Source organism: Pseudomonas helvetica (assembly GCF_039908645.1).
Lineage (GTDB): Bacteria > Pseudomonadota > Gammaproteobacteria > Pseudomonadales > Pseudomonadaceae > Aquipseudomonas > Aquipseudomonas helvetica.
Map to the genome: position 1 here is coordinate 4729291 of NZ_CP150917.1, position 23062 is coordinate 4752352.

General features: G+C 57.0%; 21 protein-coding genes and 4 tRNA genes. 7 read left to right on the forward strand and 18 right to left on the reverse strand.

Features of this window, described 5'->3' with window-relative positions:
- Positions 1-585 precede the first annotated feature (585 nt).
- On the forward strand, positions 586-3480 hold the full coding sequence (locus AABM55_RS22035; RefSeq protein ID WP_054593593.1) for a ribonucleoside-diphosphate reductase subunit alpha: 2895 nt from the start codon (positions 586-588) through the stop codon (positions 3478-3480).
- A gap of 179 nt (positions 3481-3659) precedes the next feature.
- Here the strand turns inward: AABM55_RS22035 and flgE are convergent, their stop codons facing one another.
- The 6 genes from flgE to AABM55_RS22065 all read right to left on the reverse strand — a co-directional run bounded on the left by flgE (position 3660) and on the right by AABM55_RS22065 (position 8676).
- Entirely contained in the window at positions 3660-4991 is a 1332-nt protein-coding gene (gene flgE / locus AABM55_RS22040; protein WP_103318708.1) for a flagellar hook protein FlgE, read from the reverse strand.
- 31 nt (positions 4992-5022) lie between these two features.
- Positions 5023-5751, reverse strand: coding sequence for a flagellar hook assembly protein FlgD (gene flgD, locus AABM55_RS22045; RefSeq protein ID WP_347927762.1), 729 nt, complete (start codon positions 5749-5751; stop codon positions 5023-5025).
- Between the two features lie 15 nt (positions 5752-5766).
- Entirely contained in the window at positions 5767-6210 is a 444-nt protein-coding gene (gene flgC, locus AABM55_RS22050; RefSeq protein WP_054593596.1) for a flagellar basal body rod protein FlgC, read from the reverse strand.
- 3 nt (positions 6211-6213) lie between these two features.
- On the reverse strand, positions 6214-6621 hold the full coding sequence (gene flgB, locus AABM55_RS22055) for a flagellar basal body rod protein FlgB (RefSeq protein WP_054593597.1): 408 nt from the start codon (positions 6619-6621) through the stop codon (positions 6214-6216).
- A 249-nt stretch (positions 6622-6870) separates the two neighbouring features.
- A complete protein-coding gene (gene cheR / locus AABM55_RS22060; RefSeq protein ID WP_054593598.1) occupies positions 6871-7698 on the reverse strand; it encodes a protein-glutamate O-methyltransferase CheR in 828 nt (275 codons plus the stop codon).
- A 45-nt stretch (positions 7699-7743) separates the two neighbouring features.
- Positions 7744-8676 (reverse strand): chemotaxis protein CheV, encoded by a 933-nt coding sequence (locus AABM55_RS22065; protein ID WP_054593599.1) that lies wholly within the window; start codon positions 8674-8676, stop codon positions 7744-7746.
- Between the two features lie 81 nt (positions 8677-8757).
- Here AABM55_RS22065 and flgA point away from each other — a divergent pair, with 81 nt between their 5' ends.
- The 4 genes from flgA to AABM55_RS22085 all read left to right on the forward strand — a co-directional run bounded on the left by flgA (position 8758) and on the right by AABM55_RS22085 (position 11355).
- Positions 8758-9519 carry a flagellar basal body P-ring formation chaperone FlgA gene (gene flgA, locus AABM55_RS22070; RefSeq protein WP_054593600.1) on the forward strand — a complete coding sequence of 254 codons (762 nt, stop codon included), beginning with the start codon at positions 8758-8760 and terminating at the stop codon, positions 9517-9519.
- A 151-nt stretch (positions 9520-9670) separates the two neighbouring features.
- Entirely contained in the window at positions 9671-9997 is a 327-nt protein-coding gene (flgM, locus tag AABM55_RS22075; protein ID WP_347927763.1) for a flagellar biosynthesis anti-sigma factor FlgM, read from the forward strand.
- Positions 9998-10045: 48 nt separating this feature from the next.
- Entirely contained in the window at positions 10046-10513 is a 468-nt protein-coding gene (locus AABM55_RS22080) for a flagella synthesis protein FlgN (protein WP_054593601.1), read from the forward strand.
- Positions 10514-10608: 95 nt separating this feature from the next.
- The gene (locus AABM55_RS22085) at positions 10609-11355 is read left to right on the forward strand and encodes a flagellar brake protein (RefSeq protein ID WP_054593602.1); all 747 of its coding nucleotides are present in this window, start codon (positions 10609-10611) and stop codon (positions 11353-11355) included.
- Positions 11356-11411: 56 nt separating this feature from the next.
- Here the strand turns inward: AABM55_RS22085 and AABM55_RS22090 are convergent, their stop codons facing one another.
- From AABM55_RS22090 to phnN, 6 genes are all read right to left on the reverse strand, one after another.
- Entirely contained in the window at positions 11412-12800 is a 1389-nt protein-coding gene (locus AABM55_RS22090) for an MFS transporter (RefSeq protein ID WP_103318694.1), read from the reverse strand.
- Positions 12801-12871: 71 nt separating this feature from the next.
- Positions 12872-14113, reverse strand: coding sequence for a glutamine synthetase family protein (locus AABM55_RS22095; protein WP_347930078.1), 1242 nt, complete (start codon positions 14111-14113; stop codon positions 12872-12874).
- A 228-nt stretch (positions 14114-14341) separates the two neighbouring features.
- On the reverse strand, positions 14342-15034 hold the full coding sequence (locus AABM55_RS22100) for a sensor histidine kinase KdpD (protein WP_054593605.1): 693 nt from the start codon (positions 15032-15034) through the stop codon (positions 14342-14344).
- Positions 15031-16635, reverse strand: a complete 1605-nt coding sequence (locus AABM55_RS22105) for a tetratricopeptide repeat-containing response regulator (RefSeq protein ID WP_054593606.1) — start codon at positions 16633-16635, stop codon at positions 15031-15033. Before AABM55_RS22105 ends, AABM55_RS22100 begins: the two co-directional genes overlap by 4 nt.
- A gap of 297 nt (positions 16636-16932) precedes the next feature.
- Positions 16933-17009: transfer RNA gene (locus tag AABM55_RS22110), tRNA-Arg, on the reverse strand.
- 123 nt (positions 17010-17132) lie between these two features.
- A complete protein-coding gene (gene phnN / locus AABM55_RS22115; protein ID WP_054593609.1) occupies positions 17133-17717 on the reverse strand; it encodes a phosphonate metabolism protein/1,5-bisphosphokinase (PRPP-forming) PhnN in 585 nt (194 codons plus the stop codon).
- A gap of 388 nt (positions 17718-18105) precedes the next feature.
- Between phnN and AABM55_RS22120 the strand changes: the two genes are divergently transcribed.
- Positions 18106-18432, forward strand: a complete 327-nt coding sequence (locus AABM55_RS22120) for an Arc family DNA-binding protein (protein ID WP_003178899.1) — start codon at positions 18106-18108, stop codon at positions 18430-18432.
- A gap of 166 nt (positions 18433-18598) precedes the next feature.
- On the opposite strand, the gene mgtE is transcribed toward AABM55_RS22120, so the two are convergent.
- The gene (gene mgtE, locus AABM55_RS22125) at positions 18599-20041 is read right to left on the reverse strand and encodes a magnesium transporter (RefSeq protein WP_347927764.1); all 1443 of its coding nucleotides are present in this window, start codon (positions 20039-20041) and stop codon (positions 18599-18601) included.
- Between the two features lie 320 nt (positions 20042-20361).
- Between mgtE and AABM55_RS22130 the strand changes: the two genes are divergently transcribed.
- Positions 20362-20874 carry a cell envelope protein SmpA gene (locus AABM55_RS22130; RefSeq protein WP_347927765.1) on the forward strand — a complete coding sequence of 171 codons (513 nt, stop codon included), beginning with the start codon at positions 20362-20364 and terminating at the stop codon, positions 20872-20874.
- Between the two features lie 19 nt (positions 20875-20893).
- Here the strand turns inward: AABM55_RS22130 and AABM55_RS22135 are convergent.
- The 5 genes from AABM55_RS22135 to AABM55_RS22155 all read right to left on the reverse strand — a co-directional run bounded on the left by AABM55_RS22135 (position 20894) and on the right by AABM55_RS22155 (position 22993).
- Positions 20894-20970, reverse strand: a tRNA-Arg gene (locus AABM55_RS22135).
- 72 nt (positions 20971-21042) lie between these two features.
- Positions 21043-21119, reverse strand: a tRNA-Arg gene (locus tag AABM55_RS22140).
- Between the two features lie 107 nt (positions 21120-21226).
- Positions 21227-21317 (reverse strand) — tRNA-Ser (locus tag AABM55_RS22145).
- 62 nt (positions 21318-21379) lie between these two features.
- Entirely contained in the window at positions 21380-21568 is a 189-nt protein-coding gene (gene csrA, locus AABM55_RS22150) for a carbon storage regulator CsrA (protein WP_003178872.1), read from the reverse strand.
- Between the two features lie 183 nt (positions 21569-21751).
- Positions 21752-22993 (reverse strand): aspartate kinase, encoded by a 1242-nt coding sequence (locus tag AABM55_RS22155; protein ID WP_054593612.1) that lies wholly within the window; start codon positions 22991-22993, stop codon positions 21752-21754.
- Positions 22994-23062: the final 69 nt, after the last annotated feature.

Below are 23062 nucleotides of genomic sequence, written 5' to 3' on the forward strand. Positions count from 1 at the left end.
CGTTTTTTTGTGATAGGGTTCGCGCCCTCAAAAATACGCCCAAGGCTATTTTTCAGGGCAAAATTCCATGACAAACGGTCCACCCCAGCAGGGTTGCGGCCTACACGCCGATTGACAGTTTCATACACATTTTACGCACAGCTTTATCCACAGGTAGTACGTTGCAATCACCCCCCAAAACGCATTATCTTGTAGCTCGCGCTAAAAAAACCCCTACATGTAGGGGTTTACGCAAAAAACCAAACACAAATCAGACACCAAATTCAAGCGCTTTTATTGCCTCTGTCTGGTTGAACCAAACGTATTTTCAGAAGCCCAAACCGCACCTGCGGATGGCGACTGTTTTTTAGCCGCCAACGGCGAAAACGGTACGGGTGTTGCAGTCAATTACTGTCACCCAAACGGAATTCGGTTTTCGGCCCCAGGCTTGAGACCAAAGACTTCGGCAAGGAAGCGGCGCTCAACAGCCCCTTCCTGACTGTCCCGAAGTTGTTATGCCCGGCGCTTGCCGGTTGTAGTGCTTCAGGACGGAACGGTGGGCGCCTTCATGGTGCCCAAACAAACATAGAGAACGTGGAGACACCCATGCAAACCGACACAACTCGCGAGAACCCGCAGGGCACCGCGCCGATGGCCACTGATTCGAATTCGGATCTGTCCGCCACCGCGCCAGGCCAACTGCGCGTGATCAAGCGTAACGGCACTGTCGTTCCTTACACCGATGACAAAATCACCGTCGCCATCACCAAAGCGTTTCTCGCAGTTGAGGGCGGCACTGCTGCTGCCTCGTCGCGAATCCACGACACCGTTGCCCGCCTGACCGAACAAGTCACCGCGACCTTCAAGCGTCGCATGCCATCGGGCGGCACCATCCACATCGAAGAAATCCAGGACCAGGTCGAACTGGCCCTGATGCGTGCCGGCGAGCAGAAAGTCGCTCGTGACTACGTGATCTACCGTGACGCCCGCTCCAAAGAGCGCGCAGTACGCGCGCCTGCCGAGGAAGCAGTACAAGCTCACCCGTCGATCCGCATCACCCGTGCCGACGGCACTTTTGCCCCCCTGGACATGGGCCGCCTGAACACCATCGTCACCGAGGCCTGCGAAGGTCTGGAAGAAGTCGACGGCGACCTGATCCAGCGCGAAACCCTGAAGAACCTCTACGACGGCGTGGCCCTGACCGACGTCAACACCGCGCTGGTGATGACCGCTCGTACGCTGGTCGAGCGTGAGCCGAACTACTCGTTCGTGACCGCGCGCCTGCTGATGGACACCCTGCGTGCCGAAGGCCTGAGCTTCCTGGAAGTTGCTGAAAGCGCAACTCACCACGAAATGGTCGACCTGTACGCCAAGGCCCTGCCTGCCTACATCGCCAAGGGTATCGAATTCGAATTGCTGAACCCGGTCCTGGCGACCTTCGACCTGGAAAAACTCGGCAAGGCGATCAACCACGAGCGCGACCAGCAGTTCACCTACCTGGGCCTGCAAACCCTGTACGACCGTTACTTCATCCACAAGGATGGCGTGCGTTTCGAACTGCCGCAGATTTTCTTCATGCGCGTGGCCATGGGCCTGGCGATCGAAGAGAAGAACAAGGAAGACCGTGCGATCGAGTTCTACAACCTGTTGTCGTCCTTCGACTACATGTCCTCGACCCCGACCCTGTTCAACGCCGGCACCCTGCGTCCTCAGCTGTCCAGCTGCTACCTGACCACCGTGCCGGATGACCTGTCGGGCATCTACCACGCGATCCACGACAACGCCATGCTGTCGAAATTCGCTGGCGGCCTGGGCAACGACTGGACCCCGGTTCGCGCATTGGGCTCGTACATCAAGGGCACCAACGGCAAATCCCAGGGCGTTGTTCCGTTCCTGAAAGTAGTGAACGACACCGCTGTCGCCGTCAACCAGGGTGGCAAGCGCAAAGGCGCTGTCTGCGCTTACCTGGAAACCTGGCACATGGACATCGAGGAGTTCATCGAACTCCGCAAGAACACCGGTGATGACCGTCGTCGTACCCACGACATGAACACTGCCAACTGGATCCCTGACCTGTTCATGAAGCGCGTCTTCGATGACGGCAAATGGACCCTGTTCTCGCCGTCCGAAGTTCCGGACCTGCACGACCTGACCGGCAAGGCCTTCGAAGAACGCTACGAGTACTACGAAGCCCTGACCGAGTACCCAGGCAAGGTCAAGCTGTTCAAGACCATCCAGGCCAAAGACCTGTGGCGCAAAATGCTCTCCATGCTGTTTGAAACCGGCCACCCATGGCTGACCTTCAAAGACCCATGCAACCTGCGCAGCCCACAGCAGCACGTTGGCGTGGTTCACAGCTCGAACCTGTGCACCGAGATCACCTTGAACACCAACAAGGACGAGATCGCCGTTTGCAACCTGGGCTCGATCAACCTGCCGAACCACATCGTCAACGGCAAGCTGGACACCGCCAAGCTGGAACGTACCGTGAACACCGCCGTTCGCATGCTCGATAACGTTATCGACATCAACTACTACTCGGTGCCACAAGCGAAGAACTCCAACTTCAAGCACCGTCCGGTCGGCCTGGGCATCATGGGCTTCCAGGACGCTTTGTACCTGCAGCACATCCCTTACGGTTCCGACGCGGCTGTCGAGTTCGCCGACAAGTCGATGGAAGCGGTCAGCTACTACGCGATCCAGGCTTCCTGTGACCTGGCTGACGAGCGTGGCGCTTACGAGACGTTCCAGGGTTCGCTGTGGTCCAAAGGCATCCTGCCGCTGGATTCGCAACAGATCCTGATCGATCAGCGTGGCCAGAAGTACATCGACGTTGACCTGAACGAAACCCTGGACTGGGCGCCGGTGCGTGCTCGCGTACAGAAAGGTATTCGTAACTCCAACATCATGGCCATCGCACCGACCGCAACCATCGCCAACATCACTGGCGTCTCGCAGTCGATCGAACCGACCTACCAGAACCTCTATGTGAAATCGAACCTGTCGGGCGAATTCACCGTGATCAACCCGTACCTGGTTCGCGACCTCAAGGCTCGCGGTCTGTGGGACTCGGTCATGATCAACGACCTGAAGTACTACGACGGTTCCGTGCAGCAGATCGAACGCATCCCGCAAGAACTCAAAGAGCTCTACGCGACTGCCTTCGAAGTCGACACCAAGTGGATCGTTGACGCGGCCAGCCGTCGTCAGAAGTGGATCGACCAGGCTCAGTCGCTGAACCTGTACATCGCCGGCGCATCGGGCAAGAAGCTCGACGTGACCTACCGCATGGCCTGGTACCGTGGCCTGAAAACCACTTACTACCTCCGTGCCCTGGCCGCGACCAGCACCGAGAAGTCGACCATCAACACCGGCAAGCTGAACGCTGTTTCCAGCGGCGGCAACCACGGTGACGACTCGGTCCTGGCAGCTCCAGCCGGTCCTGCTCCAGTACCGAAGGCGTGCGCCATCGACGAGCCGGATTGCGAAGCCTGCCAATAAGCTGAGCCGGTAAGCGCCACAAGGTGCTTACCTGAAACCCCCGATCAGTCTTCTGGACTGGTCGGGGGTTTTCTTTTGCGTAGGAGCTGGGGGGCGCCTAGCTCCTACAGGTTTGCCTCAGGCACAAAAAAGCCCCTCTTGCGAGGGGCTTCTTGTGTAGCGCTATCAACCAACCAGCATCAGGTCATCTGAATGATGGTCTGCATGATAGTGCTCTGGGTGGAGATGGTTTTGGCGTTGGCCTGGTAGTTGCTCTGCGCCTTGATCAGGTTGACCAGTTCGTTGGTCAGGTTGACGTTGGACTCTTCCAGGGAGTTGGACTGAATCGAACCCAGGGACCCGGTTTCCGGAGCATCGTAGCCAGGGATACCCGAGGCGAACGTTTCTTTCCAGCTGGTGCCACCTACGGCTTGCAGGCCTTGTTCGTTGGTGAAGCTGGCCAGCGCAACCTGGCCGATGGCCTTGCTCTGGTTGTTACTGAAGTTGGCGAACAGGGTGCCGGTGCCGTCAATGGTCAGGTTGGTGATCTGGCCGGTGGCATAACCGTCCTGAGCCGGGATAGAGCGGGCAGAGTCGGCATTGAACTGCGTAGTGTTGGTCATCGAAATGGTCAATTTGCTAGCGCTTGGTGCCGCGCCGTTGGCCGCCCACACACCGTTGGTGACCTTACCCGGCACCCAGTTGGCCAACGTCACGGTATTGGCTGCGTTAGGGGCCGCAGGCGTCGCCGGTGGTGTTGCCACCGAGACCAGTTTGCCAGCGGTATCAAACGTGATGGTCGTAGCAATCGGGGCGGTGACTTTCGGGTCGCTGCCGGTGGCATCCGGGTTGCGACCGTCTACCAGGGTGTAGGTCTTCCACGTGTTGGCGCCGGTCTTCACCATGTATTGATCCATGACGTGCGAGTTGCCCTGGCTATCATAGATCGGCGTACTGAACGATTTGGTGTAGGTGGCGAGGGTGTTTGGGTCGAATGGAGTACCGGTGGCTACCGTGTCGTCAATCACCGGAGCAGTCGAATCCAGGTTGATCGTCGAGGACACGGTCGACGTCGGTTTTGGCGCCAGATTCGAAGTGTCGATCTTAAGGTCAGTCAACACGCCGTTGATGACCTTGCCATTGGCGTCCACACCGTAACCCTGCAAACGGGCAGTTTGATTGGTATTGGTGATGAAGCCATCCTTGTCGACCTTGAACGTACCGGCACGGGTGTAGGTCGTCGAACCGTTATTGCTCAGGGTGAAGAAACCCGAGCCATTGATGCCCATGTCCAGCACGTTGCCGGTGTTGTTGATATCACCCTGGGTGAACTGCTGGGATACGTTGGCCAGGTTTACACCGCTACCGACAACTTTAGAGCCGTTGCCCAGCTTGGTTGCCGAGTAGACATCGGCGAACTCGGCGCGCGAAGACTTGAAACCGGCGGTCGCAACGTTGGCGATGTTGTTGCCGGTCACGTCCAGTTGTTTGTTGGCTGCATAGAGACCGCTAAGGCCGATATTGAAAGACATATTCCACTCCTTTATGCCGCGTTAGCCGGCTCTATAGACCAATGGTTTGAACTTTGGACAGGGCGATAGGGCCCAGACCTGCAAGATTGAGCATCAACTCGCCGCCGGTTTGGCTCAGCGTCACGCTGTTGACCGTTGCTGGCAGGTAGGTGGCCAGATCGGTCGCCGTGCCGTTGATCGGCGCATTGGCCTTGACGGTATAAGTGCCCGCAGCGACTGCGGCGCCGCTATTGTCGTTGCCGTCCCAAGTGAAGCTGGCGCTGCCTGCAGGCTGAGTGCCCAGGTTAAGGGTTCTCACAACCTTTCCGCTGGCATCGCTGATAGTCACCGTTCCATCGGTGATGGACGATGTCAGGTTCACCGTACCGGTCAGACCCTTGCTCGGGTCGCTGATCTGAGCGGTGCTGGTTTGCGCAATCACCGAACGACCCACCAGAGAAGAAGCCTGCAAGGCCTGGGAAGAGCTGAAATTACTGGCGAGAGAACTCACAGTCGTATTGAGGGAAGTGATCCCTTCAAGACTGCTGAACTGCGCCAGTTGAGCCACGAATGCGCCGTTGTCCTGCGGCGAAAGCGGGTTCTGGTTCTTCAACTGCGTCACCAGCAACTGCAGGAACGCGTCCTTGCCCAGCGCCTTGCCACCGGTCGCGCTACTGGTTGCTGCGGAAAGGCCATTCGCGGCCGTACCGGTGCCCTTGACCGAGGAGTTCGCCAGCAGGTCGGTCATGCTCAGGCCGCCGGTGGAATCGGTAACGCTCATAAAAATCGCCCCTTATCACTGACCGAGGGTCAGGACCTTCTGCATCATGGTTTTGGCGGTGTTCATCATTTCCGCGTTGGTCTGGAACGAACGACTGGCAGAAATCATGTCGGCCATTTCCTCCACCACGTTGACGTTGGGGTAATACACGTAACCCTTGGCGTCAGCCGCCGGATGGTTCGGCTCGTAGCGTGCTTCGAGGTTGCTTTGATCTTCGACTACGCCGAGTACCTGCACGCCCTGGCCTGCGGCATCCTGATTCTGGAACAGCGAATTGCTGCCACCGGACTGACCGCCCTGGAACATGGTGGCAAACACCGGGTGACGGGCACGGTAGGTCTGATCGATGCTCGAAGAGACGGTCTCGGCGTTGGCGATGTTACTGGCGACGGTGTTCAAGCGAGTGGTTTGAGCACTCATGCCGCTACCGGCAATGTTGAATACACTGGACAGAGACATGGATTACTCCCCGCGCAGGGCTGATACCAGCCCTTTGAATTTGCTGTTGAGCAGCGTGAAGCTGGCCTGGAAGTTGACCGCGTTTTGCGCGTAGTTCGACTGTTCCAGTTGGGCATCCACGGTGTTTTGGTCAATCGACGGTTGCATCGGCGTGCGATACAGCAGCGACTCCTCACCACTGCTCATACCCTGGGCTTCGATATGACGGCTATTGGTCATGTTCAAAGCAAAGGTGCCGTTCTTGTTCTTGTCGTTCTGGGCGGCCAGCACCGACGAGAAGTCCAGATCCCGAGCCTTGTAGTTCGGGGTATCGGCGTTGGCAATGTTGTTGGCCAGGACTTCGGCACGCTGAGCGCGGAAGCCCAGGGCTTGTTCGTGGATACCGAGCGCTTTATCGAAGCTGATGCTCATGTCGGAAACCTTTGGGTGACCTGATTTTTCGTAACAGGGTTATAGCAAGCCCCGTGCCAGCTTCTAAAACCCCATAAACCGGGGCTTTGCGAGCGGCGGCAAAGCGGCAATGCCAGAAAAGCGGCAACGGATTTCCGGCGCCTGCCGCTTTTCTGCCGCCTGCCCTCCCAAAGTTCCTACAAAGAAGACAAAAAAAACGGGAGCCCCTGAGGACTCCCGTTATTTTTTTCAGTACCGACGACCGGCCAATCACTTCGCCTGATAGATGATCCCCGGGCTGCACTGAACCATCTGATAATGATCCGGCAAACCGTTCAACGCTTCGGAAGCCCCCAGGAACAGATAACCGCCCGGCTTCAGCGTGCTGTGAATCCGCAGCAGAATGTCTTTCTTCACTTCGGCAGAGAAGTAGATCAATACGTTGCGGCAGAACACGATGTCGAACTTGCCGAGACTGGCGTAGCTGTCCAGCAGGTTGAACGAGCGGAACTCCACCCGACTCTTGATCGGTGCCTTGATCGCCCAACGTCCCGGCCCTTTCGGATCGAAGTAGCGTTGCAGACGCTCCGGTGAAAGACCTCGACCAATCGCCAGGCTGTCGTACTCACCGGTCTTGCAGTTGGTCAACATGGTCCCGGACAGGTCGGTGGCCACGATCTGCACCCCCATCTTCAACTGCCCCATATTGACCCGCTCGAACTCGTCGATCGACATCGACAGCGAATACGGTTCCTGCCCGGACGAGCACGCCGCCGACCAGATCCGCAGGCGCTGCCCGGGACTGGCCTTGATGGACTCAGGCAGCACTTTGTTCTTCAAGACTTCAAACGGATAGGTGTCACGAAACCAGAGGGTTTCGTTCGTCGTCATCGCGTCCACCACCATCTCGCGCAAACCACTGCGCGGTTGGGTCTGCATCCGCTGCACCAACTCACCCAAGGACTTGATGCCTTGCTGTTCCATCAGTTTGTTGAGACGGCTCGACACCAGATACTGCTTGTTCTCACCGAGCAAAATGCCACAGGCTTTTTCCAGGAAGACCCGGAACTGTTCGAAATCCAAATTACCCGTAGACAATGATGCCGCCTCTTAAATCGTATTGACCGCCAGGAGCGAAGGCCACTAGCTGATATCTGCTGCTTTGATCCGGTCGACTACCCGGGATGCCAGGTCATCAGGACGGAATTTGGCAAGGAAGTCATCGGCACCGACTTTCTTCACCATCGCCTGATTGAATACACCTGACAACGAAGTATGCAGGATGATATGGAGCTTTTGCATGCGAGGGTCGCTGCGGATCTCGCTCGTAAGGGTGTAACCGTCCATTTCGGGCATTTCGATGTCGGAAATCATCATCAGAAACTCTTCTTCCGGCTTCTTGCCCTCATCGACCAGTTTGCGCAGGTAATCCAGCGCTTGCCGGCCGTCGTTCAACGCAACGACTTCAACCCCCACCGTCTGCAGGCAACGCGAGACCTGCTTGCGCGCCACCGACGAGTCATCGACAGTGAGCACTCGCAACGAAATCGCCTTGTGCTGGGTCTCGGCATCGATCACGCCCACCGAAATCACATCCGACGTCGGCGCAACTTCCGCCAGGACCTTTTCCACGTCGATGATTTCAACCAACTGATTGTCGACTCGAGTCACTGCGGTCAGGTAATGATCGCGACCCGTGCCCTTGGGCGGCGGATGGATTTCTTCCCAATTCATGTTGACGATCCGCTCGACCGACCTCACCAAAAAACCCTGGGTCTTGGTGTTGTACTCCGTGATGATCACGAAGGGATTGCTTTGATCCTGCAACCCGCCTGAGCCGGTCGCCATTGCCAGATCCAGAATCGGAATGGTTGCCCCACGAATATTCGCCACACCGCACACGACAGGACTGGACTTGGGCATCAGGGTCAGTTTGGGGCATTGCAGCACCTCCCGAACCTTGAACACGTTGATCCCGTAAAGCTGCTGGCCGTCGAGACGGAACAACAACAGCTCCAGGCGATTCTGCCCTACCAGTTGCGTGCGCTGGTTAACCGAATCCATTACACCAGCCATGCCCAGACTCCTACACCAACGCTAAGTGTGTTGCGACGCACATTCATCACTAAACGGCACGGCGCTTGCTTTTTAACTGCCATGAACACAAAAACGACATTTTCCCGACGCCTGACATCAATGTGCCGTAAATTCCTCGGCGCCCTGTCAGCCGTATGCCTGTTGAACGTTGGCAGCCCTGCCTTTGCTGACCCGGTTACCTTGCCTGATCTACTTATCGGCGTCACTCAGGGCTTTCTTGAATTCACCGTAGAAGACTATCTGGCCACCAGCCAAACCGCAGGGCGCTACGAAATCGAAGTCAACAAGCTCGACCCGCGCATGCACATGCCGGCGTGCGACAGGGAATTGACAGCGACATTGGAGAGCCCCGCGATACCTCTGGGCCGGGTTACGGTGAAAGTCCGTTGCGATGGCGTCTCCCCCTGGACAGTCTTCGTACCCGCTCAAGTCCGCCTGTTTCGCGAGGTCGTCACGACCACCCGCCCCCTCAAACGAGCCGGAATCATCGACCCTTCGGATGTCATGTTGCGTGAGCGCGATATCAGCCTGATCAATCAGGGATATCTGACAAACGTCGATCAAGCCATCGGACAAAAACTTGTCCGACCAATGGTCAGCGATCAAGTGATTACGCTTGTTCATCTGGAGCAGGCAGAAGTCGTGCGCAAGGGTGATCAGGTGGTCATCACCGCCCGCAGCGGCACGCTCAGCGTGCGGATGCCGGGTGAGGCGCTGTCCAATGGCGGCCTTAACGAACAGATCAGAGTCAAAAACCTCAACTCCCAACGGGTCATCAAGGCGCAAGTCATGGCCCCGGGGCAGGTGGAAGTCTCCATGTAGATAACTGGCGCACAACCGTCCTGTTCCCTAAACTGTGCCTCACGCAGGGCAAATACCGACGCGCCCGGGCTCATCGACTATTGAGCCTAAAGTTTTCCCGGGCATGGCCGAAAACATGGCAAGCGTCCAAATTCCCAGAGGTTTTTTTATCATGGTCATCGATTTCAGCCGTTTAAACAGCTCTCCCACGCTCGCAAGCAGCACGCGGACCAGCGTCAGCAAGGACACCGGCGATGCCGGCAAATCCGCGCCGCTGAGCACCTCGACCGAACAGGTCGGTGCCACCCAAAGCGGGGAATCGGTACACCTCAGCAATGAGGCTCAACAGTTGCAGAAGATCACTGACAAGCTGCACGATCAGCCTGCCGTCGACAACGCCCGCGTGGCCGAGTTGAAAGCAGCGATTGCCGATGGCAGCTATAAGGTCGACAGCAACCGTGTAGCCAGCAAACTGCTTAATTTCGAAGCCCAGCGCTAGCCAAAGGCCTGCGCCAGGCTTTTGGACGCTTAAAACCCAAGGCCAGCCATGCACGACACTCATTTACTGCAACTGATCACCGATGACCTCGCTCCAGCGCAACAGTTGCTGGAGCTGCTGAAGACCGAATCCCTCGCCCTGCACGGCCGTGACATGCCGCTGCTCGAAGAGATTCTGGCGCAGAAACAGGGGTTGATCATTCTGCTGGAACAGCATGGCCGCAAACGCAGCGAACTTCTCGCGAGCCTGAACCTGCCTGCCAACCGCGCAGGCCTGGAGCAGTTCGCCGCCCACTCAAGTATCGGCGATCAGTTGCTGACCCAAAGCGACGCCCTGACCCAACTGCTTGCAGATTGCCAAACCGCCAACGAGCTCAACGGCCGCTCGATCCAGGTGCAACAAGCCACCACCGCCAATCAGTTGAAAATCCTCAACGGTGGCGAGTCTCCGACCCTTTATGACGCTCGCGGATCAACCGCAATGCTGGTGAAACCCCGCGCGCTCAGTCAGGCTTGAACTCATAAATAAGCGTGCTCTATCAAGGCACGAAACATGCTGGCAGAATGCTAGCTCTTGCGTGTGATCGTATTCTGTCTGGAGATTGATAAACCGTGTTCAACGCCTCAAGCGCGGAAGATGCTCCGCAGCCACCCAAGGTGCTCAGCACCCCGCTGGAAATCACCGGCAACCTGCGGATGCTGCAAGAGAGCCATGATCCCCTGATCATCACGTTCCATGAACGCAGCCAGCGATTTCAGAGCTACCTGATCGATATCGATCGCGACAGCAACATGATCGCCCTGGACGAAATGATCCCCCGCGATGGTGAACGCTTCCTGCTTGCCGGCGAAGCTTTTCGGGTTGAAGGCTTTCATGAAGGCGTACGTATTGCTTGGGAAAGCAACGGCACATTGACCATCGACGAGTCCAACGGTGGCCGCTGCTACCGTGGCACGCTGCCCGATGAAGTGGTTTACCACCAGCGTCGCAATGCGTTTCGCGCAGCCTTGAAACTGGCACAACTGGTAAACATCGAACTCGGTGGCGAAAAGCTCAAGACGCCTGTCAGCGGTAAACTGCTGGATATCTCGGCGACGGGTTGCAAGCTGCGCTTTGATGGCGACATCACCAGCGGACTTCAATTGGGTCAGGTCTATGAACGCTTCATCGCCGCCCTGCCCTTCGGCAGCATGACCGCACCGGTCGAGCTGCGTTATCTGCATCACGAAGAGAAAATCGACACCACTTTCGCCGGCGTACGCTTTCACAACATGAGCGGGCTGGTGCAGCGTCAGGTCGAGCGCTTCGTCTATCAGTTGCAACGCGAAGCGCGCCGCTTCGACAAAGACGACATCTGATCCAGACGCTTGAAAAAACGGGCAGTCCCTTGCGGTGACTGCCCGTTTTTTTTGCCCTAAGGCCTGGCCTCGGTAAAGCTTTTCGGGCGCTCCGCCCCCGGATCATCAGTCTGTTCATCAGCGCTGTCGGTGTCCTGAGCTTCGGACTTTGCATCCTGCTCAGGATCCGGATCAGGGCTCGCGCCATTTTGCATCTGGTCATGCACGACCTGCTCATCGACCCGCGGGTCGAGAGCTGCCACCAGTGGCGAACTCGACATGCTGTCCGGCATCGCCACGTGATGCAGCGGCGCGTCTTCCACCTGATGCAGATTGGTCACCGCTTTCGGCCGGATGCGCCATACCAGCACCACTGCGAAAAAACTGAAGAACGCGTACAGCATCTGACTGCCGAACAACTTCATCAGCACACCCGCCACCAGCGGACCGATGCTCGCCCCCACACCGTAGGTCACCAGCAACATGGCGGTCAGCGATACCCGCCGATCACCCTCGACGTGGTCGTTGGAAAACGCCACCGCCAACGGGTACAGACAGAACTGCACCAGCGAGCAGGCGAAGCCAGCGATAAACAGCACCTCAAGCGGCACCTGCGGCATGATCGCCAACGGCAACGCTGCCAGCGCCAGGCAAAAGGCAAAACTGCGAATCAGCAGCGCCCGATCATAACGATCCGACAACCAGCCCAGTGGCCACTGCACCAGCAACCCGGCAAAAATGCAGCTACCCATGAACAGACCGACCTGCTCAGTGGAAAGCCCTTGCTGGGACGCGTACAACGGCGCCAGACCATAGAACGAACCGACGATCAGGCCAGCGCCGAGCACCGTACTGAGAGACTGCGGAACCCGCTTCATGAAAAAGCGCGGCTCCATCGGCGCCGGGTGCAAGGGCGCCGGGTGAATCCGCCGCGTCAGCGCGACCGGCACCAGGCACAGCGCAAAACACAACGCCACCAGCATCAGCAATTCCAGCCCCAGGGACGGGTGCATGACCAGAATCAACTGGCCCAGCACCAGCCCCAGGTACGAAGCGATCATGTAGCCGCTGAACACCAGCCCGCGCTGCTTGGCTTCGGCCTGCTCGTTCAGCCAGCTCTCGATGACCATGTATTGGCACATCATGCCCAGACCAACGACCATCCGCAGCACCAGCCAGGCCGGTAGCCAATCGATCAGACCGTGCCCCAGCACCGCCGCACCGACGATCCCGGCACAGGCCGAGTAGGCCCGGATATGACCGACCCGTGCGATCAACCGGTGACCGATTTTTCCGCCCAGCACCAGGCCGAAATAGTTGGCCGCCATCAGCGCCCCGACCCACAGACTGTCGACATGGTCCGCTGCCAGACGCAAGCCCAGGTAAGTACTGAGGAGGCCCGAGCCGATCAACATCATCAGCGAGGCAAAATAAAGCGCTCGAAAGGATTTCAGGATTTGGCGCATCGGCGTTCCGAGCGGCTCCTTGCAGTGAGTACCGGGCTACCGACAACGATAGCCCGACAGCGACGAATCGGTTAGGCCTGGGCGGCCAAAACACGCCGCTCCCAGGGAGTGATTTCATCAAGAAAACTGCTCAACTCCATGGTCTTCGAAGCGATGTAGCCTTCGATGAACTCCTTGCCAAACAGTTCCTTCGCCAATTGGCTACGTGTCAGACGCTCAAGAGCAGCATGCAAGGTACACGGCAACGACAAACTGTCCGGCACTTCAAACTGGCCTTGAATGGCCGGCGTCGGCTCCAGTTCGTTTTCAATGCCATACAACCCGGCCGCCAGACTGGCGGCAATCGCCAGATACGGGTTGGCATCGGCGCCCGGTAGACGATTCTCGACCCGACGCGCTTCTGGCGAGCTGGCCGGAATCCGTAACCCCGCCGCCCGATTGTCATAAGACCAGCAGGCATTATTCGGCGATGCGTAAGGATGGCACAGACGCTGGTAAGAGTTCACGTTCGGCGCAAACAACGCCGTGAAATCTGCCATCCCTGCCTGCTGGCCACCGATGAAATGACGGAAGATTGCAGTCGGCTGTCCAGCGTCATCGCTGAACACATTTCGGTCCGTGCCCACCTCGACGATGCTCTGGTGAATGTGCATCGAACTGCCCGGCGTATGCGCCAGTGGCTTGGCCATGCAGACCACGGTCAGGTGGTGCTTGAGCGCGACTTCCTTGAGTAGATGCTTGAACAGGAATGTCTGGTCGGCCAGCAGCAGCGGATCACCGTGCAGCAGATTGATTTCAAACTGGCTGACGCCCATCTCGTGCATGAAGGTATCGCGCGGCAAACCCAGGGCTGCCATGCATTCGTAGACGTCATTGAAGAACGGGCGCAAACCGTTGTTGGAGCTGACACTGAATGCCGAATGACCTTCCTCGCGACGTCCGTCCAGTCCAACCGGCGGCTGGAAAGGTTGGGTCGGGTCGGTGTTCGCTGCAAAAACAAAGAACTCCATCTCGGTTGCCACCACGGGCGCCAAACCGCGAGCGGCATAACGGGCGATCACCGCTTTCAACTGACCGCGAGTCGAGAGACGCGAGCTTTCCCCGCTCAACTCATCGGCATCGCAAATGGCCAACGCGCGGGGCTGCTTGCTCCAGGGCAAACGGTGAATTTGTTTCGGATCGGCATTGAGCGCCAAGTCGCCGTCGTCACTGCCGTAAAATCGTGCCGACGGATAACCGCCCATGATGCATTGCAGCAGCACGCCACGCGCCATTTGCAAACGCCGTCCCTCAAGGAATCCTTCTGCGGTCATGACCTTGCCACGCGGCACGCCATTGAGATCCGGGGTGACGCATTCAATCTCATCAATACCCGTCAATCGTTGTGCGAGTGAACGCTGACCATCGGTCGTCATGACTCTATCCTTGAAGTTGTGCAAGCCGCGAACGGCGACATGTACAAAATAGGCACCAGCTGTTCGGAATATCAAGCACCGGGACATAAAAATGTCCTACAAAAATGCTGCGTGCCGTGGCGGATATCAGGGCAGGTAGAGATTGAACAACCCGCCTCCCAACGGGCCGCCATTACGGATTTCAGTGCGCCCGTGCACGCCACTGCGCTGGTGCAGTTGTGCAATACGCGCAGCGAAGTACAGACCCAGGCCGGTGCTGCCACTGGCCGGATTGATGCCCTGTACGTAATCCGCCTGACGCTCGATCATCTGGTCCGGGAAACCCTCGCCGTCGTCATTGATCGACAACAGCAACTGCCCGGTTTCCTCACCGATGCTGATCAATAGCGAATGCCTGGCATGACGAATGGCATTGTTGATCGCATTGGCCAATACCGTTCCAATCAGCTCCCGGTCGAAGAATCCGAGAGGGCTCAAGGGATCGATCTCATAAGTCACGACAATGCCGCGACTCTTGAACACGTCCTGATGAGCCGCCAGCTGCGCTTCGATGAAATCGTCCAGTTCGTGATAGTCCGGACGCAACGGCAACTGGTTGACGCCGAGCTTGTAGAGCCCCAGCAACTGCACCAGCATGCCGTTCAGATGAGCGAACTCATAGTCGATCACGCCCTGCTCGGCAGTGTGCTGCTGAGCCGCAGGCAAGCGCGCAAGCCACTGTCCGTGGGCCTGCATCAGCAACGCCAGGGAGTTCTTCATGTCGTGTACGGTGGAGGCGATCACCGTGGAAAAGTCGAGCCCCTCGTCAACATCATTCATTCGCCAAACGCCTTGCTTCGCAGCTTCTGATAACGCGGATAACGCGCATCGCTCTCGGGCATCATGCCCACCATTTTCAGGCATGTACGGCACTCTTCCAGCAGCGCTGAATCGAGGCTTGCATCAGCCCCATGCAACAGCGATTGCGCCATGTTGAGGGCAATACTGATGTTCTTCGGTTGCAACAACAGTGCACCGCGGAAAAGCTCCCGCGCCTCGGGCAACGCGCCCGCCTTGTAACTGCGCACGCCCTGGCGGTTGAGATCTGCCGCCGCGTTGCCGGAGTTGAGAATCGCCGGGTCGTCGGTCTGCTGGGCAATGCCTTGCATCACCACCGGGTCGTCGCCGTAAATCTCGGCGCAGTTTTTCAACATCGAATTACCGGCGTCAGTCTGCCCCAACATCTTCAACTGCTTGGCGACCAGCAACGCCGCTTCGGCGCTCATGAACTGCTCCATGCCATCCAGACGGGCCAGTGCTTGCTCCGTCAGCTTCTCAGCAGTTTCGGCATCGTTGAGCAGCAGGCTGGTGGCTTTCATCAAGCGCGCCCGGATCTGCAGCCCCGGATCGTTGATGTTTTCCTTGGCGACGGCGCTCAGGGTCTGGTTGATCTCCAGTCGAGTGCGGGTATCCAGGCCTTTTTCACTGCCTTTACTGATGAGCGCATGAGCCAGGCCAAGATTGCTTTCTGGGTCCTTGAAACGTGACTGCGCCCCCTGGGAGACCGCTTGACGATAGGCTTTCGCCGCACCTTCGAAGTCTTCGTTGGTCATCGCCAACTTGCCCAACAACGATTGCCTGCGCACCGCCAATGGCGACAGGCGAACAGCCTCTTCCAGCACATTCTGCGCAGCCTTGGTGTCGCCTTCAGCAACCAGCACATCGGCCAGTCCGTCATACAACGCCGGCATCATCGGGAAAGCCTTTAGCGCCTTTTCGTAGACAGCTTTTGCCTGAGCGATCTGGCCACGCTTGAACATCAATCGCCCCAGACCGACATAGGCCCAAGGCAATGGACGATCCGCCAGAATGCTGTTGTACAAGCGCTCCAGCGCCTCATTCTGATTCATGTCGCGCAACGCATCGGCACGGTAACGCAGGCACAGCGGCGAATAGCGCGGGTCCTGCTTGCACAGCTCAATGCAGGCATTCAGGACTTCAACCGGCTTACCCCGATCCAGCGCCTGCAGAATTGGCTTGAGCAACGTCTTGCGCTGCTCCAGTCGCTCCAGCCGCTGGGCCAGGCCAGCGCGGTTGAAAGGCTTGGTCAGATACGCATCCGGCTCATGCTCGAGCGCACTAAGCACCATCGCCTGACTGCTCTCGGCGGTGACCATCAGAAACACGCTTTCATGGCTGATCAGCTTCTCGACCATCAGGTCTTCAAGCACCTGCTGACCGTTCTTCTTGCCATCGCCAAGGTGATAATCCTGCAAGATGAAGTCGTAGCGCTTCTGCGCACACATGCGCAGCGCCACCTCACCCGTGTCGGCAGTGTCGACATCCTTGACACCCAGCTCACGCAACATCGACCTGACCGAACTACGGAAATCCGAGAAATCATCGACGATCAAAAAGCTTTTTTGGTGGTACGCCAGCATCGAAGATTCCAGGCAATTAAGAAGATGAACCCAAAGACAAATGCAGGGACCAGCTCAACTTCGCCGCCCATAGGGGCGTCGCGCAGGACAACGGCCCATCGGGTTATCGGCCAGTTGTGGCGTTCCCTTATAGGTGTTGGCAAACAATTGTGGGGTTAGGTGGATGGACTGCAAACACATGTCAAAAAAAGCCCCGCCAGGTAATCCCGAGCGGGGCTTTTCGATGTTGTTTTCGGCTACGTCGCGGTCGCGATGATGTACAGAGGTCGGAGCGCGTGCAGAAACATCCTGTGTTAGTGGTGTCCCAGGGCAGGTTCGAACTGCCAACCTTCCCCTTAGGAGGGGGATGCTCTATCCAATTGAGCTACTGAGACACATGCCGGCCGCAAGGACATGCGGCGCGATGGACGGCGTGCATGTTAACGGGCAGGCCCGGTTTTGTCATGTCGTCTGTAAGGCTTATTAAGTGTAGGCAAACACCAGCTTCGATCACGGGCTTAGATTCGATCGGCTTTTGCGCTGATACCCTCTTGCACCAATAGAGCCAGCAAATTGTCGACGGCAGTGGAAAGCTCGCCAGAATTGTCCAACCGAAAGATCCCTTCCGGATCTTCCTGAGCGGCGTCCATTAAAAACAGAGCATTGCGCTCAAGTCGGGCTTCGATTTCCTCAGCGCTCTCGCGCCCTCGCCGCTCAAGACGCTTGCGCAGGGCATCGGTTTTTACCGTCAGCACTATGGGCAACAACGACGGATAACGTGCCATGGCTTCAGACAAATGCCCTCTTGAGCCGTTGATCAGTACATGGCGACCGTCACTTAACCAGCTATCGATCTCTGCCGGAATGCCGTAATCCAGCCCATTGGCCCGCCAGCACAGTGCAAAACCGCCTTCGTGCCTCATTTGAGCGAATTGCTCCCTGGAAACACTCAAAGCGTCTTCGCCGACCGATTCAGCCGACCGGGTAATCACCCTGCGCACCACAACGCAATCAAGGCCAAGCAAAGAGTCGCGGGCCGCATCGATCAGGCTGTCTTTGCCGGAGCCGGACGGCCCCATCAAATAAATAAGTCTGCCGTGCATCCCTATATCACCCCCATTGCGTGCTCGCCCTAGTAAATCGGCCATTTGCCACTATTCTGTATCTTGTAAGGAACGAAGATCGTATCCGCATAGCATGCACGCTCAGGGGCGCCCAAGCACGCACCTGTCGGGCAAAGAGGACGCGGTCAGATGTACGGGCCCGGTAAGTGTTTTCAAACCAGTCCGCATTTCTGATAATTGGTGCTGGCATAACGCCTGCTTCCAGTTCAATATTTGTCACAGAATTGACGCCAATGATCTGGCAATTTTGAGGCATGATGCGGGCCTCATATCAATTCAGGTTGAACATTTGGCGACGAGGCTTGTCCTACATGACATCCTGCGGCCAATTCCGAGAACCGCTCCCCTGAACTAACCGGTTAAATATATGCGCCCATTGAAACAGGCAATTTATTCCAGCCGTACGGCTGACAAGTTCGTCGTACGTCTGCCAGACGGGATGCGTGAACGCATTGCCGAGGTGGCTCGCAATCATCACCGCAGCATGAATTCCGAGATCATCGCCCGTCTTGAGCAGAGTCTTATTCAGGAAGGCGCGCTGGGCGAAGAATTGAGCATGCGCCTGGACAGCCCCGAGCTGTCATTGCACGAACGCGAACTGCTTCAACGTTTCCGTCAACTCTCCCACCGCCAGCAAAACGCATTGGTTTCGCTGATTGCCCATGACGCTGAAATGGCCGCAGACGCCTCCTGATTGCATCCCGTAAGCTCTAGCCAGCCATGTGCTGGCTTTTTTTTTGCCTGAAATTCAGCCAATCACCTACTCAACGGCAAGCTCAATTGCCATCGACATAACGCTAATAGATTGAAAAATGAAGGTGCGCGGCCTGCTGGCTTGAGCAAGACCGCACACTAGAAACTCAGAGCAGGAAGATTGTCGCCAGCCCGAGGAAGATGAAGAAGCCACCGCTGTCGGTCATGGCCGTGATCATGACACTCGCGCCCATCGCCGGGTCGCGCCCAAAGCGCGCCAGGGTCATCGGAATCAAAACCCCCATCAACGCCGCCAGCAACAGGTTCAAGGTCATGGCCGCAGTCATCACCACGCCCAGCGACCAACTACCATACAGCAGGTAGGCCACCACGCCGATTACCCCACCCCAGACCAGGCCATTGATCAAGCCAACCGCCAGCTCCTTGCGCATGAGACGCGAGGTATTACCGGTACTGACCTGATCAAGCGCCATCGCACGAACGATCATGGTAATCGTCTGATTACCGGAGTTACCGCCAATACCGGCAACGATCGGCATCAACGCTGCCAGAGCCACCAGCTTCTCGATAGAACCTTCGAACAAACCGATTACCCGCGATGCAACAAACGCGGTAATCAGGTTGATCGCCAGCCAGGCCCAGCGGTTGCGCAAGGATTTCCAGACTGAAGCGAAAATGTCTTCTTCTTCACGCAGACCCGCCATGTTGAGAACTTCGCTTTCGCTCTCTTCACGAATCAGGTCGACCATCTCGTCGATGGTCAGACGACCAATGAGTTTGTCGTTCTTGTCGACCACCGGGGCCGAAATCAAGTCGTAACGTTCAAAAGCCTGTGCGGCATCGTAGGCGTCTTCATCCGGGTGAAAACTCACCGGATCGCTGGCCATGACTTCCGAAACCTGCTTGTCTGGATCGTTGACCAGCAGTCGCTTGATTGGCAGCACACCCTTGAGCACGCCATCGTAGTCAACCACGAACAGCTTGTCGGTATGGCCTGGCAGCTCTTTGAGGCGACGCAAGTAACGCAGAACCACTTCAAGACTGACATCCTCGCGGATCGTCACCATCTCGAAGTCCATCAATGCACCGACCTGTTCCTCGTCATAGGACAACGCGGAGCGAACGCGCTCACGCTGTTGGCTATCAAGGGTTTCCATCAGCTCGTGGACGACGTCTCGCGGCAGCTCGGGGGCCAGGTCAGCAAGTTCGTCGGCGTCCATCTCCTTGGCCGCCGCCAGGAGCTCGTGATCGTCCATGTCGGCGATCAGGGTTTCACGAACCGAGTCGGATACTTCAAGCAGAATGTCGCCGTCGCGCTCGGCCTTGACCAACTGCCAGACAGTCAGACGCTCGGCAAGCGGCAAGGCTTCAAGAATGTAGGCAACGTCGGCGGAGTGCAGATCATCGAGCTTGCGTTGCAACTCGACGAGGTTTTGCCGGTGGACCAGGTTCTCGACCAGGTCGTGATGATGACCTTCCTGGCGATGAGTCAGGTCTTCGACCACTCGCTGGCGATGCAGCAGCTCAACGACTTGAGCAAGGCGGTCTTGCAGGCTTTCTTGCGTTTTCTTTACTTCAACTTCGGTCATAGGCGAACTCCACTCCCAGCAGCGGGGCACGCCGGAAGGATCAATCAGTCAATTCATGATTGGTAAAACGGGGTACTGAGCAACTACTGGGTAAGTCCATGGAGGTATTCCACAAGCCCCGGCGGGGCTGACGGGCGCAATCATACACCGCATGAGGGTTTTAAACGTTAAAAAAACCAGCCTGAAACAAGCGCTTGCGAGATAAACCCGAGCGCTGTCCGCGTCCCTGAAACTGCGACGACTCATCCTGAAAAGAAAACACACCCCCACCGAGAAATGTACTGACTACCCTTGATCGTGACCGTCATGGAGGACGCCCAATGCCCAGGAAAACACTCACAACCCTGTTGATCACCCTGCTCTGCCCGCCTCTACAGGCCACTGCAATGACTGTGCATCGATGTGAAGACGCTGAGGGCCGCATCACTTACACGACGCTGAGCTGCCCTCCTGGAGAGGCACTGTCGCGACAGAATATTTACAACCCAAGCGTTTTCAAATTCGAGGCAATACTCCCCAGCGCCAACCACCAGGAAACATCAGGAATTAAAAGCACACCGAGAGATCCGGTCGTTATCGGCCAAATGAATGACAAATGCGCAAACGTGCTCAGCGCCAAGGAGCGTCGCGAAGCGATCATCAATCAGCGGATCGTTCCCGGCATGAGCCAGCAGGACGTTGAAAGTGCGCTAGGTAAACCTGACAAGGTCAGCATTCGAAACGCGACGACGAATTATCGCTACGACAGCAAGAAAGGTCGAAGCGCGCAAATCGTGTTCGATGAGAAGGGATGCGTAAAAGGCAAATCCCAGACAGCAAAAAGCCCGCGTTAGACGCAGGCTTTTTGGTGTTTGGTGCACTCGACAGGATTCGAACCTGTGACCGCTCGGTTCGTAGCCGAGTACTCTATCCAGCTGAGCTACGAGTGCAATTTGTGTTTTTAGACCAGATCACAACTGGTTGAAGCCAGGTTACTTGCATTACTGCAAACAACCCTTAAATGGTGCACTCGACAGGATTCGAACCTGTGACCGCTCGGTTCGTAGCCGAGTACTCTATCCAGCTGAGCTACGAGTGCATTTGTTGCCGCGCATTATAGGCCGTTAAATCTTTTTGTAAAGCACTTTTTCTAGTAATTTCAACAACTTACCGAAGAAGCCAGATTACAACGTACTAAATAAATAATGGCGGAGAACGGGGGATTCGAACCCCCGACACCCTTTTGAGGTGTACTCCCTTAGCAGGGGAGCGCCTTCGGCCACTCGGCCAGCTCTCCGCAACACGGGGCGTATCTTAACCAACCTTTTCCCCGTTTGCAAACATAAAAAACGATAAAAATTAATGGCTTGGTTCGTCGTCCTTCTCTTTCTTGATCCGCAGGTAGATTTCCTCACGGTGAACAGCCACCTCTTTAGGCGCGTTAACGCCAATACGCACTTGATTTCCTTTGACGCCGAGCACGGTCACAGTGATTTCGCCATCACCAATAATCAGGCTTTCTGCGCACCGACGAGTCAGAATCAGCATACCTTTCTCCTCACGCATTTCATTTCAGGGACAACAGTCTGCAAAAAAAAGGCGTTCGACCTACAACCGGAACGATCGTAGCCCTACACGCCTAAGTATTGACCAGCACGAGCAAAAGAACAGATTTCAGTCGCGCCACTCAAAAAACAAAGGGCGCGGTCAGACCGCGCCCTTAGCGGAGCATCACTCGCCCTGGCGGGCCGGTGCGTCCAGTTCGAAAGCTGTGTGCAGAGCGCGCACAGCCAATTCCAGGTACTTCTCTTCGATCACTACGGAAACCTTGATTTCCGAAGTCGAGATCATCTGGATGTTGATGGTTTCTTTAGCCAGAGCCTCGAACATGCGGCTGGCAACGCCTGCGTGAGAACGCATGCCAACGCCGACGATCGACACCTTGGCGATCTTGGTGTCGCCAACGACTTCACGGGCACCGATCTCGCGAGCGGTGTTCTCCAGCACGGTCTGCGCCGCCTGGTAGTCGTTGCGGTGCACAGTGAAGGTGAAGTCGGTGGTGTTATCGTGCGCAACGTTCTGCACGATCATGTCGACTTCGATGTTCGCGGCGCTGATCGGGCCGAGAATCTTGAAGGCCACGCCCGGGGTGTCTGGCACGCCACGGATGGTCAGCTTGGCTTCATCGCGGTTAAAAGCGATGCCGGAAATGATCGGCTGTTCCATGGATTCCTCTTCATCAATAGTAATGAGGGTACCCGGACCCTCCTTGAAGCTGTGCAGTACGCGCAGCGGAACGTTGTACTTACCGGCGAATTCGACCGCGCGGATCTGCAACACCTTGGAGCCGAGGCTGGCCATTTCCAGCATCTCTTCAAAGGTGATCTTGTCCAGGCGCTGAGCCACGGACACCACGCGCGGGTCGGTGGTGTAGACGCCGTCGACATCCGTGTAGATCTGGCATTCATCAGCCTTCAGGGCCGCTGCCAGCGCCACGCCGGTGGTGTCGGAACCGCCACGACCAAGAGTGGTGATGTTGCCGTGCTCGTCGACGCCCTGGAAACCGGCAACGACAACCACGCGACCGGCCTTCAGGTCACCGCGAATCTTCTGGTCATCAATCTGCAAGATACGCGCTTTATTGTGCGCGCTATCCGTCAGAATCCGTACCTGGTTGCCGGTGTACGACACCGCCGGTACGCCGCGCTTGATCAGCGCCATGGCCAGCAGTGCAATCGTCACCTGCTCACCGGTGGAGACGATGACATCCAGCTCACGCGGAACCGGTTGATCGCCGCCACTGATTTGCTTGGCCAGATCGATCAGACGGTTGGTCTCGCCGCTCATTGCAGACAGCACGACCACCAGGTCATCGCCGGCCTCGCGGAATTTCTTAACCTTGTCGGCGACCTGCTCGATTCTCTCGACAGTGCCGACTGAGGTGCCTCCAAATTTCTGTACGATCAAAGCCATTTCAAAGCCGCCTCAGCCCATGAAGGGCGCCCATTAATCACTCAAACAGCTGCGAAGCCCGCCACTAGA

Excerpts from the sequence above, each read along its gene's own strand:
- AABM55_RS22035 (WP_054593593.1), top strand. The coding sequence starts at position 586 with ATGCAAACCGACACAACTCGCGAGAACCCGCAGGGCACCGCGCCGATG.
- flgE (WP_103318708.1), bottom strand. The coding sequence starts at position 4,991 with ATGTCTTTCAATATCGGCCTTAGCGGTCTCTATGCAGCCAACAAACAA.
- flgD (WP_347927762.1), bottom strand. The coding sequence starts at position 5,751 with ATGAGCGTTACCGATTCCACCGGCGGCCTGAGCATGACCGACCTGCTG.
- flgC (WP_054593596.1), bottom strand. The coding sequence starts at position 6,210 with ATGTCTCTGTCCAGTGTATTCAACATTGCCGGTAGCGGCATGAGTGCT.
- flgB (WP_054593597.1), bottom strand. The coding sequence starts at position 6,621 with ATGAGCATCAGCTTCGATAAAGCGCTCGGTATCCACGAACAAGCCCTG.
- AABM55_RS22065 (WP_054593599.1), bottom strand. The coding sequence starts at position 8,676 with ATGGCTGGTGTAATGGATTCGGTTAACCAGCGCACGCAACTGGTAGGG.
- flgA (WP_054593600.1), top strand. The coding sequence starts at position 8,758 with ATGAACACAAAAACGACATTTTCCCGACGCCTGACATCAATGTGCCGT.
- flgM (WP_347927763.1), top strand. The coding sequence starts at position 9,671 with ATGGTCATCGATTTCAGCCGTTTAAACAGCTCTCCCACGCTCGCAAGC.
- AABM55_RS22080 (WP_054593601.1), top strand. The coding sequence starts at position 10,046 with ATGCACGACACTCATTTACTGCAACTGATCACCGATGACCTCGCTCCA.
- AABM55_RS22090 (WP_103318694.1), bottom strand. The coding sequence starts at position 12,800 with ATGCGCCAAATCCTGAAATCCTTTCGAGCGCTTTATTTTGCCTCGCTG.
- AABM55_RS22095 (WP_347930078.1), bottom strand. The coding sequence starts at position 14,113 with ATGACCGCAGAAGGATTCCTTGAGGGACGGCGTTTGCAAATGGCGCGT.
- AABM55_RS22100 (WP_054593605.1), bottom strand. The coding sequence starts at position 15,034 with ATGAATGATGTTGACGAGGGGCTCGACTTTTCCACGGTGATCGCCTCC.
- AABM55_RS22105 (WP_054593606.1), bottom strand. The coding sequence starts at position 16,635 with ATGCTGGCGTACCACCAAAAAAGCTTTTTGATCGTCGATGATTTCTCG.
- phnN (WP_054593609.1), bottom strand. The coding sequence starts at position 17,717 with ATGCACGGCAGACTTATTTATTTGATGGGGCCGTCCGGCTCCGGCAAA.
- AABM55_RS22120 (WP_003178899.1), top strand. The coding sequence starts at position 18,106 with ATGCGCCCATTGAAACAGGCAATTTATTCCAGCCGTACGGCTGACAAG.
- mgtE (WP_347927764.1), bottom strand. The coding sequence starts at position 20,041 with ATGACCGAAGTTGAAGTAAAGAAAACGCAAGAAAGCCTGCAAGACCGC.
- AABM55_RS22130 (WP_347927765.1), top strand. The coding sequence starts at position 20,362 with ATGCCCAGGAAAACACTCACAACCCTGTTGATCACCCTGCTCTGCCCG.
- csrA (WP_003178872.1), bottom strand. The coding sequence starts at position 21,568 with ATGCTGATTCTGACTCGTCGGTGCGCAGAAAGCCTGATTATTGGTGAT.
- AABM55_RS22155 (WP_054593612.1), bottom strand. The coding sequence starts at position 22,993 with ATGGCTTTGATCGTACAGAAATTTGGAGGCACCTCAGTCGGCACTGTC.